13 protein-coding genes and 3 tRNA genes are annotated in these 14710 nt (G+C 44.2%); 6 read left to right on the top strand and 10 right to left on the bottom strand.

Annotated features, from left to right (window positions below):
* Positions 1 to 22 precede the first annotated feature (22 nt).
* Positions 23 to 877: a co-chaperone YbbN gene (locus OCU77_RS04095; RefSeq protein ID WP_048899701.1), complete on the top strand. Its 855-nt coding sequence runs from the start codon at positions 23 to 25 to the stop codon at positions 875 to 877.
* A gap of 131 nt (positions 878 to 1008) precedes the next feature.
* Here the strand turns inward: OCU77_RS04095 and cueR are convergent, their stop codons facing one another.
* A complete protein-coding gene (gene cueR, locus OCU77_RS04090; RefSeq protein WP_048899700.1) occupies positions 1009 to 1434 on the bottom strand; it encodes a Cu(I)-responsive transcriptional regulator in 426 nt (141 codons plus the stop codon).
* Positions 1435 to 1636: 202 nt separating this feature from the next.
* Here cueR and OCU77_RS04085 point away from each other — a divergent pair, with 202 nt between their 5' ends.
* From OCU77_RS04085 to OCU77_RS04075, 3 genes are all read left to right on the top strand, one after another.
* Complete coding sequence (locus OCU77_RS04085; protein WP_048899699.1) at positions 1637 to 4600, top strand: cation transporter; 2964 nt, start codon at positions 1637 to 1639, stop codon at positions 4598 to 4600.
* Positions 4601 to 4778: 178 nt separating this feature from the next.
* Entirely contained in the window at positions 4779 to 5645 is an 867-nt protein-coding gene (locus OCU77_RS04080; RefSeq protein ID WP_048899698.1) for a TraB/GumN family protein, read from the top strand.
* Between the two features lie 55 nt (positions 5646 to 5700).
* The gene (locus OCU77_RS04075; protein ID WP_048899697.1) at positions 5701 to 6213 is read left to right on the top strand and encodes a lipocalin family protein; all 513 of its coding nucleotides are present in this window, start codon (positions 5701 to 5703) and stop codon (positions 6211 to 6213) included.
* 60 nt (positions 6214 to 6273) lie between these two features.
* Here OCU77_RS04075 and OCU77_RS04070 read toward each other — a convergent pair whose 3' ends face one another.
* From OCU77_RS04070 to OCU77_RS04055, 4 genes are all read right to left on the bottom strand, one after another.
* The gene (locus tag OCU77_RS04070; RefSeq protein WP_048899696.1) at positions 6274 to 6867 is read right to left on the bottom strand and encodes a hypothetical protein; all 594 of its coding nucleotides are present in this window, start codon (positions 6865 to 6867) and stop codon (positions 6274 to 6276) included.
* A 437-nt stretch (positions 6868 to 7304) separates the two neighbouring features.
* Positions 7305 to 7381, bottom strand: a tRNA-Pro gene (locus OCU77_RS04065).
* 61 nt (positions 7382 to 7442) lie between these two features.
* Positions 7443 to 7519: transfer RNA gene (locus OCU77_RS04060), tRNA-Pro, on the bottom strand.
* A 63-nt stretch (positions 7520 to 7582) separates the two neighbouring features.
* Positions 7583 to 7659: transfer RNA gene (locus tag OCU77_RS04055), tRNA-Pro, on the bottom strand.
* A 265-nt stretch (positions 7660 to 7924) separates the two neighbouring features.
* Here OCU77_RS04055 and OCU77_RS04050 point away from each other — a divergent pair.
* Both OCU77_RS04050 and smrA read left to right on the top strand, forming a co-directional pair.
* Positions 7925 to 8065, top strand: a complete 141-nt coding sequence (locus OCU77_RS04050) for a DUF3149 domain-containing protein (RefSeq protein ID WP_048900999.1) — start codon at positions 7925 to 7927, stop codon at positions 8063 to 8065.
* Positions 8066 to 8285: 220 nt separating this feature from the next.
* Positions 8286 to 8867, top strand: a complete 582-nt coding sequence (gene smrA, locus OCU77_RS04045; RefSeq protein WP_048900998.1) for a DNA endonuclease SmrA — start codon at positions 8286 to 8288, stop codon at positions 8865 to 8867.
* A 57-nt stretch (positions 8868 to 8924) separates the two neighbouring features.
* On the opposite strand, the gene OCU77_RS04040 is transcribed toward smrA, so the two are convergent.
* The 5 genes from OCU77_RS04040 to OCU77_RS04020 all read right to left on the bottom strand — a co-directional run bounded on the left by OCU77_RS04040 (position 8925) and on the right by OCU77_RS04020 (position 14500).
* A complete protein-coding gene (locus tag OCU77_RS04040; RefSeq protein ID WP_048900997.1) occupies positions 8925 to 9539 on the bottom strand; it encodes a LysE family translocator in 615 nt (204 codons plus the stop codon).
* Positions 9540 to 9637: 98 nt separating this feature from the next.
* Positions 9638 to 10555: a LysR family transcriptional regulator gene (locus OCU77_RS04035; protein WP_048900996.1), complete on the bottom strand. Its 918-nt coding sequence runs from the start codon at positions 10553 to 10555 to the stop codon at positions 9638 to 9640.
* A 33-nt stretch (positions 10556 to 10588) separates the two neighbouring features.
* Positions 10589 to 11065 carry a Cys-tRNA(Pro) deacylase gene (ybaK, locus tag OCU77_RS04030; RefSeq protein ID WP_048900995.1) on the bottom strand — a complete coding sequence of 159 codons (477 nt, stop codon included), beginning with the start codon at positions 11063 to 11065 and terminating at the stop codon, positions 10589 to 10591.
* Between the two features lie 126 nt (positions 11066 to 11191).
* Positions 11192 to 12865, bottom strand: coding sequence for a bifunctional UDP-sugar hydrolase/5'-nucleotidase UshA (gene ushA / locus OCU77_RS04025; RefSeq protein ID WP_048900994.1), 1674 nt, complete (start codon positions 12863 to 12865; stop codon positions 11192 to 11194).
* Positions 12866 to 13135: 270 nt separating this feature from the next.
* Positions 13136 to 14500: a Na+/H+ antiporter NhaC family protein gene (locus OCU77_RS04020; RefSeq protein WP_048900993.1), complete on the bottom strand. Its 1365-nt coding sequence runs from the start codon at positions 14498 to 14500 to the stop codon at positions 13136 to 13138.
* Positions 14501 to 14710 lie beyond the last annotated feature (210 nt).

Raw genomic sequence — 14710 nt, 5'->3', positions numbered from 1 at the left:
AACAGTTTATGGAATGAATGGCATGTACCAAAACTCAGCTATCGAAATCAACGAACAAAATTTACAACAAGTTATTGAGCAATCAATGCAAACTCCCGTTGCTATTAGCTTTTGGGCGCCATCTATGCCTGAAACCGCTGAAGTTAACGCCTTACTCAATAAGCTGGCTGCTGAATACCAAGGTTTACTCACAGTGGCGACATTAAACTGCGAAGCGCAACCTGCAGTTGCACAACAATTTGGCGTTCGTGGACTGCCAACAGTGGCTCTATTCAAAAATGGCCAACCCGCAGACGGCTCTGCTGGTCCACAAACAGAAGATAGCCTGCGCACCATGTTGGCAAAACATTTACCAAGCCAAGATGAGATTGCATTAAAACAAGCGCTAAACTTGGTTGATACCCAAGCGTTCAATCAAGCACTACCAATGTTGCGTGAACTTGCACCTAAGTTTCCACAGCAAGCGATTGTAACCTTAGCCATTGCTGAATGTTTAGTGGAAACACTCCAGTTTGATGAAGCAGAAACCTTACTGGCTACTGTTACCATGCAAGATCAGGATGCAAAATATAAAGGCTTAATGGCGAAACTAGAGCTTCATAAGCAGGCAAGTGAATCACCTGAAATTCTATTACTGGAAGAAAAACTTGCTGCAGACCCAAGCGATAAACAAGTCGCTTATGAGCTTGCCGTTCAATACAGCCAAGTTAATCGCCAAGAAGAATCATTAGAGCTTTTAATTGGCTTGCTACGCAAAGAAATGAACTTTGCTGACGGTAATGCGAAGAAAACAATGATGGATATCCTTGCCGCACTGGGTCAAGGCAATGCGATTGCTGCACAGTACCGCCGCCAACTTTACTCACTCTTGTACTGATCATAACAAGGGTAGAATTGAGCTAATAATCTGCTTCTACTTTAAAGAGAATTAGATTGAGGTTTGAATATCGAGATAAAAGCCATGTTTTTCATGGCTTTTTTTATGGATGTGGAAATGCAGCGGCTAATCTAAATGTTTTTGTCACAGCACGAAGAAGAGGCAAACAATGGATTTTGTAAACCTTCAATAATTGGACAAACCGCCCCCTCATTACCAGGACACTGGTTGGTCAAGGTTTCCAATGTGTGTTTCATTTGCTGTAATTCAGCAATTTTGTGATCGATTTCTACCAATTTCTCTAGCGCCTTCTCTTTCACATCGGCACTTTTCCGCTGAGGATCACGAGATAGCCCCAGCAAGGCTTTCGCTTCATCTAAGGTAAATCCAACTAAACGCGCACGTCGAATCAGATTGAGTTCGGCAATATGGCTCTCGTTATAGCGGCGATAACCATTGCTCGCCCGCTGCGGTGAACTAATAATGCCTTTATCTTCATAAAACCGAATCGTCTTGGTGCTCAAATCGGTTTTTTTAGCTATATCACTAATGTTCATTCTTTTACCTTTCGCACGTCAGTGACACGTGCTCTGTCACAGCCAGATTTATTAGCATCGCATAAATAGTGTTGACCTTCCAGTTGATGGAAGGTTTATGCTATGACCTAACTCGTATTCCATCGACAGTGTGCTAGCAAAGCAATCGACTCATTGATCTACCATGCTGCCGCCTTATACCTATTTGATTAAGGTTAAAACTATGGCTGAATTTCATCTACCTTTAAGCCAAGTTCGCTGCATGAACTGCGCTAATAAAATAAAAGCGGCTTTAACAGCGCTACCCAATACCACCGCGGATGTCGATACAAAAAAAGCAAAGGTGAGCACTGAAGAACCCTTACGCGCGATCTTTTCCGTTATCGAAGATCTCGGTTATGGCGTCGGTCAACAACATTCATTACCACTAGCAGGCTTGTCATGCGGACGCTGTGTTGCCAAGGTACAGCAAGCTTTCGATCAACACCCACTCGTCAGTAAAGCCACAGTCACTAAGCACCAGCTCGATATTTCTGGACTTATTTCTACGCAAGAGATCAGTGAAATTGTTACTGTTTTAGGTTACCGGGTTGAACAACAACCGACTATCACCTTGGCACTCAGTGGACTAAGCTGCGGAAAATGTGTCGCTAAAGTGGAGAAAGCACTGGGTGAACAAGCGGATATTAGCCAGTTTAGTGTGACGAAGAATAGTGCTGTCATTTCCAGTGCCCTCACAACAACCACGCTTATTGAAATCATTGAACAGCTAGGCTTCCAAGCCACCATCGCCTCACCTGAATTTAGTGATACCACAGCGAACACTGATACTGAAATATCAGCAAGCACTGAGCAAACAAATGCAGAAACAAACCAAAAACAGCACCAAGCCGATATTGGCACTAGAACGGCCACTCAGGTTGAAGATCTGGCTAACCAACAAACGACGCAGTTTTTACTAACAGGCATGACATGCGCCAGTTGTGTTTCTTCGGTAGAGAAAGCAATTCTCAGTGTCGCAGGGGTACTAACGGCTAATATTAACTTGGCTGAACGCACTGCATTAGTCAGTGGTACTGCCGCTGATGTTGATATTATTACTGCTGTTATTGAGGCGGGTTACGGTGCAGAAGTCAGCGAAGATGAACACTCTCGTCGCCAGCGCCAACAAGAGCAGCAAACCACCAGCTATAAAACCCATATCCGTAACGCAATCATCGCACTGAGTATCGGTGTTCCATTGATGGCTTGGGGAGTATTTGGTGGCAGCATGATGATAGACTCCACAGCAAGCCAAATGGGCTGGGGATTTATCGGGGTCATTGCGCTTGTACTCTTAGTTACTACAGGCCGTCACTTTTACGTCAATGCTTACAAAGCCTTTCTACATCACCGTGCAAGCATGGATACCTTAGTTGCACTGGGCACTGGTGCAGCATGGGTCTACTCCACCCTAGTGGTCATTGCACCAGACTGGTTCCCGCCGCAAGCTCGCCATGTTTATTATGAAGCGTCTGCGATGATCTTAGGCTTAATTACACTGGGGCATGCGCTGGAAGCAAAAGCGCGAACACGTACCTCTCAAGCCATAGAGCGTTTGATCGATCTACAGCCTCAAACCGCTATCATTGTTCGCAACGGTGAGGAAATCGAAGTCGAACTTGATCAGGTTCAAAAAGGCATGCTGGTACGTTTACGTCCTGGCGCAAAAGTACCGGTAGATGGTGTTGTTGAACAAGGCGATAGCTACATTGATGAATCCATGCTGACCGGTGAGCCACTAGCCGTAAACAAACAGTCTGGTGACACGATTCATGCCGGTACTATCAATCAAAATGGCAGTCTGCTGTTTAAAGCCGAGCAAATCGGTAACGACACCATGCTAGCGCGTATCATCCAACTGGTTCGCCAAGCACAAAGTAGTAAACCTGCACTGGCAAAGCTGGCCGATTCAATCTCCGCCATTTTTGTACCTGCTGTCATGATCATTGCAACAGTTACCGCAATGGCATGGTACTACTTCGGTCCGCAACCTTCCGCTGTGTATATGTTAGTCACAGCAACCACAGTGCTCATTATTGCCTGCCCATGTGCGCTTGGCTTAGCCACCCCAATGTCGGTTACCGTTGGCATTGGCCGTGCTGCTGAATACGGTGTACTTATTCGAGATGCAGAAGCCATGCAAGTTGCTGCTAATATCGATACTGTCGTGTTGGACAAAACAGGAACAATTACGGAAGGTAAACCACGTGTCACTGAAACCATTAGCTATAGTGATTACAGTAAACAAACCCTGCTCAGCTTAGCAGCAAGTTTAGAGCTTCATTCTGAGCACCCGCTTGCAAAAGCCTTTGTTCAAGAAGCACAAGCACAATCGCTAACACTGGATGACAATGCCCAATTTAAAGCAATACCAGGGTTAGGTGTTGTCGGGAATCTTAGTTCGCCAGCAACGAAAACTCACTATGAGCTACTGCTAGGCAACGCTGCTCTACTGGAACAGCATGGTATCTCGACTGAAATGGCACAAGCAGATAACTTGAAGCTCGCACAAACAGGCGCAACTGTTGTGTTCTTTGCAGTAAACCAAAAATTAGCGGGAGTCTTTGCTGTCAGCGATCCACTACGCGCCGATTCGGCGGCAGCCATCAGCCGGTTGCAAGCCATGAAGCTCAATGTCGTCATGCTTACGGGTGACACCGAAGTCACTGCAGAAGCCATTGCCAAACAAGCAGGCATTGATCGTGTTATTGCTGGCGTATTACCCGATGGTAAAGCGCAGTTAATTACCGACCTTCAGCAGCAAGGACAACGCATTGCCATGGTGGGAGACGGTATTAATGATGCCCCAGCCCTTGCTCAAGCCGAGGTTGGTCTTGCAATGGGAAGTGGTAGTGATGTCGCAATTGAAAGTGCACAGTTCACTCTAATGCGCCACTCTCTCCATGGCGTGGCAGATGCTTTACAGCTTTCTCAAGCCACACTGAATAATATGAAGCAGAATCTCTTTGGTGCCTTTATTTATAATTCGCTAGGGATCCCAATTGCTGCAGGGCTACTCTTTCCTTTCACAGGAACCTTACTAAGCCCTGTCGTAGCAGGTGCAGCAATGGCTCTGTCTTCCATTACTGTTGTTAGCAATGCGAATCGACTACGTCTATTCACCCCAAATAAGAAGGAGAGCTAAGATGGTACTCATTATCGGGGTCGCCCTTATTGCATTTATTGTTTGGTGGTTTTGGTTACACCCCTCTCGATAAGTCACCAATAACGGCTGTGACATAACATTAACGCGCCATAGGGATAAATTGTTCAAGTTTAAGAGCTATGATATATCTAACTGAAACAATGACCTTTGGTGCGTTATGCTAAAATCTTTCATCTCGAAGTTGTTTATCGTTTTACCTTTTTTGGCTTCCAGCGCCTTTGCTGAACCTATGGTTTGGCACGCCACTGATGGTCACCGCCAATTTACAATTTTAGGCTCTATCCACGTAGGTACTCAAGATATGTACCCACTACCTGAAATTTTCCTCAACCACTGGCAAGCCGCTGATGGATTAATCGTTGAAGCCAATATTCTTGATACCAAGATGCCATCTTTCACCTTTAATCCGCCTCTCACTCATGCACTACTTAATGAGTCAGACACACAAAAGCTCAACCAAATAGCCAAACAGCTAAAACTCGCCCCCAATGACCTGGCTTATGCCCCACCATGGTATAGCGTAATGAGTATTCAATTAGCACTGGCTTATAACCTTGGACTGCAAACGGAATTAGGGGTCGATTATATTTTACTAGAACGAGCCGCAAACCAATCAATGCCCATTCATCAATTAGAGAGTGTTGCCAAACAGCTTGATATGATGAAGAAGCTACCAAACAATGGGTTAGACATGCTGCTGGAGACCATTCATGATTGGGATGAAGTCGATGATCAACTCGACTGCCTCATTGCCGCTTGGCAAGACGGCGATAAAGAAAAACTCGACCGTTTATTTATTGCGAGTAGTTACTCAGATGAAACAGATTTTATGCTCATTGATCAGCGTAATACCAACTGGGTTGAACAACTGAGCGATATGAAAAAATACCCGGCAGGAAATTACATGCTAGTCGTCGGTGCCTTTCATCTAATTGGTAAGCAAGGACTCCCAAACCTATTAAAAGAAAAAGGCTTTAGTGTTCAGTTGCTAACCCAAACCGAAAAATCCCAGTGTGAGTGGTGATCGACATAATCAATCAAGTTTCAGCTTCACAATCACCCCTCTCAAGGATGGAAGTATGCCGCTAAAAGCGTTTTTATTATCACTAGCTTTACTAACAGGCTGCACATCTATACCGGATAACGTTGAACCTGTTCAATCTTTTGACATTAACCGCTTTCTTGGCCAATGGTATGAAGTCGCTAGGTTAGATCATTCCTTTGAGTCTGGACTATCCAATGTCACTGCAACTTACGCGCTGCGTGATGACCAAGGTATCAGTGTTATTAACCGCGGATTTTCAGCAGAAAAAGAACAATGGAGCGAAGCAATAGGAAAGGCCTATTTTGTCGATAAAAACGATATTGGCCACCTAAAAGTCTCTTTTTGGGGACCTTTCTATTCATCGTACGTTATTTTTGAATTAGGTGAGAATTACGATTACGCCTTTGTGTCTGGCTATAGCAAAGACTACTTATGGCTACTATCACGTACACCACAAGTCGACCCTAGCATCATGGAAAAATTTATCACTGATGCGAACAAAAAAGGTTTCGATACTTCAACATTAATTAGGGTTGAGCAGGAATAGGTTCAGCTAAACAAAAAATGCCCCGTCTTTCGATGGGGCATTTCATTTATCAGCAGACACTTAATAATGTGCTGTTTGATGCTTACAACGATAAATATCAGCGTAAACTGAAGTTGGTGCACCGTGCTCTGTCGCAACAATCTTAGTGACTTGGTAACGATTACCCGACATCATGTACGCTTCATTCGCAAGATTCACCTCTAGGTTTTCAGGCGTCGTTTCTTTAATGAACTGAGAGCCCAACACCTTACAAGCCGTATTTTCAATTTCAGCAAAAGTGATCGCTTTTACTTGGTGCGCGCCCGGCAAAAGCTTAACTGCGTCAGCATTGTTAGTTTCTTGAGGAGCATTTGCTGAACACTGGTAAATTGCAGCCACTACGCTTGATGGGCGACGCTTACGGGTTTCCAATACTTCAACAATGCTGTAATGACTACCACCACTTTGGAAAGTCACATTTTTTAACTCACGATCCACATTGTTAGGGTGAGCATCTTTAATGGTGTGGGCTTTTAATAACTGACAACCTAGCAGGCGAGCTGAAGTCTCTGAAATCTTAGCAATGTTTTGAGCACCAGGCTCAATTCGGATCTTTTTCGTTGCACAGCCAGTTAAAGTTAGAAGAATACAAGAGAATAGAATTAGCGCTTTCATGACATACACTTATAAATTTTTGATGCGCAATTTTAGCACCACTACGCATCAAGTCTAATAAACGCATTAATTTACCGCTATTTATCGTCCATTTGAACAAAATACAGACAAAACAAGAGCCTAATAAAATAAAATAAAATAAAATAAAATAAAACTGTATATGCCAGTGGAGACATATACAAAAAAGCAGAGATACGCTACCAAGCTACGCTACACACCTCATAAATGTTCTATCGCTTGAACGAAAAAAGCCTCGTCTTTCGACGAGGCTTTAAAGATGGTCGGTGAAGAGCCTGCTTTTGAAGATCTGGGAACCCCCGACCCTCTGATCCGCCACTCTACAGAGCTGCGATGCGCGGCCAAACTGCGCCATCCACTACACAAATCCACATTCGCTTGAACGAAAAAAGCCTCGTCTTTCGACGAGGCTTTAAAGGTGGTCGGTGAAGAGGGATTCGAACCCCCGACCCTCTGGTCCCAAACCAGATGCGCTACCAAGCTGCGCTATTCACCGAGCTGTATATTTTACATCCTACCAGATTATTCTGCTCGACATACATCCAACAGAAATAAAGTGGTCGGTGAAGAGGGATTCGAACCCCCGACCCTCTGGTCCCAAACCAGATGCGCTACCAAGCTGCGCTATTCACCGACATAGTATATTTTAAATCTTACCAGATTATTCTGCCCGATATACATCCAACAGAAATAATAGTGGTCGGTGAAGAGGGATTCGAACCCCCGACCCTCTGGTCCCAAACCAGATGCGCTACCAAGCTGCGCTATTCACCGACTGACTCAACAGGATTGCTGTCGAGGTCGCTTATAATACTCAGCACGGTAAATTACGCAAGCACTTAACGTGTTTTTTTTCACTTTAAAAGATCAGTTGCTTATCTAACGCGCATTTTGCTTAATATCACGCACTTAGAGTGATCTGACACACAAAGCAAAGTACAACTTGCATACAGTTTTAATACCATTGATCTAGATCATCATAACAAATCGTTATCATTGGGTATCGTGTCAGCATTATTCAGCGATGCTAAGGATTAACATGGACTTTTGGTTAGATCTCCTCTTCGGTAATGCCGTTGGCCTATCTTCAATGATCGTGATCTTTGGCGCACTAGGATTAATGATCTTTTTCGGTGGGTTCTTTGTTTACAAAGTGCTCTCGGCACCCTCTCCTCACTAGAGCCATTAAGCAAAATACATTTTTGCTGACCCGGGGTCTTTATTGTTTGCACGACCGCAAAGAGTAGCTTGACCCTGGTCACTTTTCTTCTGGCCTATGACGTAGCTTCAGTCTGAAAATTCGCTCAGATTGAAGCCTTCCTATTTAATCATTTCACGCCACAACATTTCCAATTACAAATTGATATACTAGAAAGACCCGTTTCTTAAGCTATATCATCATGTCAGATAACGATGAACTCGATCTCTTTAAAGAGATGATGGCCGACGTTGCGCCAATCACCCAAGATAAAATTGAAACCACGGCCAAGCATCAAGTAACTGATGCGCATCTTGCACGCCGTCTTGCCGCACAAACCCTGACCAACAATGATCCTGAATACCTCTCACTGGATTACGCCAAAATGTGTAAACCTGATGATATGTTGGAATTTAAGCGAGATGGCGTTCAAGAGGGTGTATTTCGGAAAATGCGCCTAGGTAAATACGACATTCAGGCGCGCCTTGATCTTCACCGTAAAACATTAAAACAAGCCCGCGACGAAGTGCTGCAATTTCTACGTCAATGTCACCGGATGGATATTCGTACCGTCATTATCGTGCACGGCAAAGGTGAACGTTCAAACCCACCAGCCTTAATGAAGAGCTATGTTTCAACTTGGCTAGAGCAAATCAGTGAAGTAATGTGCTACCACTCGGCACTTCGCCAACATGGTGGCAACGGTGCGTTATATGTGATGCTAAAGAAATCACCTGAGAAGAAGCTCGAAAATCGAGAACGTCATCTCAGCAAAAAAGGCTAACCGCAAACATTAAAAAAGGAGCTCATCGCTCCTTTTTTGTTTCAATCGCACATTCTGCTACGCCATGTAAACGACTCGCATAGCCAGCAAGATCAACACAACGCCTGAGACACGATCAATCCAATGTGCTTTGGCACGTAGCTTCTCTAAGACCTTTGGACGCGACAAAATAATCGCAATAAGGGTATACCACAAACCATCGACAATGATGGGCGTCGCCACAATAATCACACGGCTACTTAATTCTGCACTTAGCGCAACGAACTGACTAAATAAAGCAATAAAATACAACGCTAATTTAGGGTTTAATAATGAGATCATTAAACCATCACGTGCCGCTTCAATCATGGTTGTTGACTCACCTGCTTTTAACTTAGCAGCAATTCCCCCTTTTGAACGCAGTGCATTCACCCCAAGGTAAGCTAAATATCCAGCACCTGCGTAGCTAATAGCAGTAAAAAGCGTCGGTGACTGTTTTAGAACTACCGCGAGTCCTAAAATGCCAAGTAAAGCATGAATCCCCACGCCCAAAGAGTGTGACCAGGACGTGATCATCCCATGCATACGTCCACTGGCGAGACTATGCTTAGCAACGACAGCAAGGCTAGGACCCGGTGACATTGCACCTAAGGCCGAAATAAGAAAGAGGGAAAACCAAATACTTAGCGTCATTCGCTAACTCCGTGCAACTGTTATTTATCAAACTGTCGGTGACAATATCAAGGCTGCACTATTAATTGAAATCAAAAGAAATCATCAAGCTTATGATTTCAACTCATATCCATTGAGTACATAGAATCACGCATAATCCGCAACACATGCTGACGCAACCACTGATGTGAGAGGTCGCTGTGATATTTAGGGTGCCACATCAACCAGTATTTATGCTGTTCAACGGGTATAGGCAATGGCAAAAAATGAAGGGGATAAGTTGGTTTCATGTTATGAGCAATATGCTCTGGCACCACCATCAACATATCGCTGCGGCACAAGGTATTGAATGCTGCAGTAAAAAATGGCACTCGAAATTTCACATCTCGCTCACACCCCTGAGACGCTAAATAACGATCAATGAAGCTGTCTTTATCACCGCCACCAGAAACGGATATATGACTATATGCAAGAAAGTCATCAAGTGAGATTTCTGTTTTTTGCGCCAACGGATGCGCTTGGCTCATTACACATACCGGGTAATCAGCGCCTATCGATTCACCACAAAGACCTTCTGGCAAACTTGGTAACATCGAAGAGAATAACTGAATATCCCGTTGCCCTAACTGATGATAAAAGTCTTGCTGCCAAAGTTGGTATTCTACGGAAACGTGAGGGGCATGGTGACGCAGTGATTCGACAACATCAGGCAAAATATACTGTGCCACATAATCAGACGATGACAGCACGACCCTATCGTGCCATGTCTGTGGATCAAAGGTATCGAGTTGCAGAATACTTTGACAATCACTGAGCATAGCATCAACCCGCACCTTCAACTGCTCCGCCTTTGGGGTTTTCAGTAGCTGATTACCATCACGAACTAACAAGGGATCACCAAAAATATCACGCAGTTGCGTCAACTGGCGGCTAACCGCTGACTGCGTCAGATGTAACTTGGTCGCTGTTCGGCTAACGTGACATTCTTCAAGCAAAACTTGTAACGTCACCAGTAGGTTTAGGTTGATGTTTTTCATACTGCGTTTGCTATCTCATCTAAGTATTGGCGCTTACACTTTAGCAATCGGAGCAAAGTTACCTTGAGTTAGCTTCGCCAAGTCTTGTGGTGCTAATTCAATTTCTAGACCACGACGCCCCGCACTAACACAAATGGTATCGTAGCCTTGTGCAGAAGCATCGATGAAGGTTGGTAAGCGTTTCTTTTGCCCCAACGGACTAATACCGCCCACAATGTAACCTGTGGTTTTCTCTGCAATTGTAGGATCAGCCATGTCGGCTTTCTTACCACCTGCCGCTTTTGCCGCCGCTTTTAAATCCAACATCCCAGCCACAGGCACCACAGCAACAGCCAGTTTTTTCGGATCGCCATTTAGGCTAAACAGCAGGGTTTTAAACACTTGTTCAGGGTTTTGCCCTAACGCCTCTGCCGCTTCTAAGCCAAAATTAGTGTTAGCCGGATCGTGCTGATACTGGTGCACGTCATAATTAATGCCTTGTTTTTTAGCCAATTTAATCGCCGGCGTCATAATAATATCTCTCTTTTATTTGTAATACGCCAGTATGATGCTGGCATCCAAATATCATACGCTTTTCATCAAATAAAAAAATGGCTCCTTAATAGGAGCCATTCATTAACGGAAAAATATCAGAGTTTAAAGGTAAGTGATTTCACCTTTTGGTGCGAACTTGTTCACATCGACTGGGCTGTTTTTCTCTAGGAACTCTTTTAGAACTTCAGCATCCACAAAGCCAGTATTTACATAGCCAGGGTGGTCAGCCAATTTAGGGTAACCATCACCACCTGCAGCATTAAAGCTAGGCACGGTAAAACGGTATGTCGCTTTAGGATCGAGTTTCTTACCGTTGAGAACAACGTTGCTTACTTTACCATCTGCAACTGTCATTGAAATACCGTAGAACTGTGCATAAGCGCCTGAATCAACAGGTTTAGTCGCAACAACATTTAAGTAATCAAGTACTTCAGCACCGCTCATGTCAGTGTAAGTCACGATATTACCAAACGGCTGCACAGTTAATACGTCTTTGTAAGTGATATCGCCTGCTGCGATAGAATCACGCACACCGCCAGAGTTCATTACTGCGAAGTCCGCTTTAGCACGTTGCATGTGCGATGCCGCAATTAAGCGACCTAGGTTCGTCTGCTTAAAGCGAACAACGTTGCGATCCCCTTCCAACTTACCGTTTGATTCCGCAATCTTAACGTTAAGCTGTTCTTGGCCTTTTTCTTGGTAAGGCGTTAGGAAATCAAGTACTTCCTCATTTTGCGCAATTTCATCTTGAATGAAGACACGTTTCTTCGAGCCATCGGCTAGTTTCACTTTTTTCTTCAAGTTCACTGGCACTAAGTCATAGCTCACCATGCGTAACTCACCGTTTTGGAATTCAAAATCGGCACGACCTACGTATTTACCCCATTCATGAGCTTGAACAATCCAAGTGCCATTTTGATTATCTGGCTTACATGCATCACCTGGCTTGAAATTCTTGTTGTACATGTTTGGACCTTCCATGCACACAGGTTCTTGCGAGTGACCACCCACGATCATATCCAGATCGCCTTCTTGCAGGTAACGAGCCAACGCCACATCACCCGGTGCATTCACACCACGGTTACCATTTTCATAGTGGCCCATGTGCGTCGCCGCAATAATCACGTCTGGATTTTCAGTTTCGCGTAACTCAGCAATGATCTTTTTCGCTTCAGCTTTAGGATCGCGGAATTCAACCCCGCCAATGTATTCTGGGTTACCAATTTTCGCTGTATCTTCAGTTGTTAAACCAATAACCGCGATTTTAATACCTTGCTGTTCGAAGATTTGGTATGGCTGGAATAAACGTTTACCCGTTTTCTTATCGTAGATGTTAGCCGACAAGAATGGGAAGTCAGCCCAACCTTCTTGCTTGCGCAGTACATCAAGTGGGTTATCAAATTCGTGGTTACCCAATGCCATCGCATCGTAACCCAGCATGTTCATGCCTTTAAAGTCGGGTTCTGCATCTTGAAGATCAGATTCTGGTACACCCGTATTGATATCACCACCAGAAAGAAGCAACGTGGTGCCACCTTCAGCTTTTACTTCCGTGCGAATTTGGTCAAGCAAGGTTTTACGTGCTGCCATACCATACTCACCGTATTTGTTTTCCCAAAAACGGCCATGGTTATCATTCGTGTGAAGGATAGTAATTTTGTAAGCTTTATCAGCATCCCAAGTCGGCGCGTTACTATCAGCTTGGCTTGCACAACCACTAAGTACTGCAAGTAAAGCTGCACTTAATGCAGTTTTCGCGAATAGGCGTTGCTTCATGAATATCACCTTAAGTCAGTTATTATTATTCCTTTATGCCACTACTCTTTGTCGTGCCTAAAAGGACAACTATTAGAAGTAGAAATCAGCGTTAGTTTAAAAGAATTACTGTTACCAAGGGCATCCATTTCATGAATATGTTGGTTAGATCACCATACTATGGTGCTAATTGCCTGATTTATTGCAAAATTGCATAAAAAAGCTCTACCGAAGTAGAGCTTAATAAAAATTGGCGTCATCTATGCTAGCTAATAATAGCTTCTATACCATTTAGGCCGTTGTTGCTTCACGTGCCGCGTGTTTTACAAATACAGCAGCAATCGCAGCAATGGCTAAGAAGAAGCAGTAATAAGAGTGGCTAACCACTTCTAGCGGCGAAAGCCCAAAGACTGACCCCAATAACAAACCTTGGGCACCGTATGGCAAAATACCTTGAACAACGCACGAGAAAATATCAAGTAAGCTGGCTGCACGACGTGGCGTTACACCATTCGTTTCCGCCAGTTCACGCGCAACACCGCCCGAAACGATAATTGCAACAGTATTATTGGCTGTACAGCAGTTTGTTAAGCTCACAAGGCTAGCAATACCTAGCTCACTCGCTCGCAAGTTTTGCCCTTTAGAATGCGCTTTACTAAACACATTGATCACACGGCTAATCAGCTGGGTAAGGTAGGCTAAGCCACCCTGTTGACGCATGAGTTCCCCCATACCACCAATCAACATCGACAGTAAAAAGATCTCTTGCATGTTACCAAAGCCTGCGTAAATATCTTTAGCATAAGTCGCAAGGCCGTACTCTTCTGTCACGGCTAAACCAACACCACCAGCCAGAACAATACCTAAACTCAGAACAACAAACACGTTAACACCTGATACCGCAAGTACCAAAATGGTGATGTACGGCAATACTTTGAGCCATTCAACATCGCCAGTTGCAGGCACTTCAGTCGCAGTGCTACTAAACGCAAATAACAAAATCGCCGCGATCGCAGCAGGCAAAGCGATACCGATATTCTCTTTGAATTTATCGCGCATCTGGCAGCCTTGCGAGCGTGTCGAAGCAATCGTTGTATCAGAGATAATGGATAAGTTATCACCAAACATTGCGCCGCTTAACACGACGCCAGCAGTCAACGCAACGTCCATACCTGCCGCTTGCGCAATACCAAGTGCAACAGGTGCGACAGCAGCAATCGTCCCCATAGAAGTACCCATTGCCGTAGCAATAAAAGCAGAAATAACGAAGATACCCGGTAGGATCAAGCTTGACGGTAGCATCGACAAACCAAGATTAACGGTCGCATCAACTCCCCCTGTCGCTTTCGCTACAGAAGCAAATGCACCCGCTAATAAATAAATCATACACATAGCGATAATATCGCCATGGCCGACCCCTTTAATAAACTGCTCAATAGCTTTGTTCAGCTTATTTTTGCTGATCAATAATGCAACCACAACAGCAGGCAATGCCGCTACAGGTGCTGGTAATTGATAGAAAGCAAAATCTACACCTTGAAAGGTTAAATAACTCCCTACACCAATAAAAAGTGTTAAGAAAACACCGAGTGGTAAAAGAGCAAGTGCTGACGGAGCAATAGGCTGGCCAGACTGAGATTGTGTTGTGTTCGACATGATGGCTATAGACATCTATTTTAGAATTTGGCTTAGACTAAAACTAACCTCTAACAGAGTCAACATCTAGACGTCTAAACATCCAAATAACCATTAAAATCCTAAATGGTATGAAATCACAAAATTACTATAAAACCTGATGAATAGATTGCTCATTAACTATAGAATATACCGATCGACATACCATAAATCGGTTTTAGAGCATCCTTC

Origin of the sequence: Photobacterium swingsii, assembly GCF_024346715.1 — a bacterium.
GTDB lineage: Bacteria > Pseudomonadota > Gammaproteobacteria > Enterobacterales > Vibrionaceae > Photobacterium > Photobacterium swingsii.
Note: the sequence above shows the minus strand (reverse complement) of the source record. Positions and strands in the feature narration are given on the sequence as shown.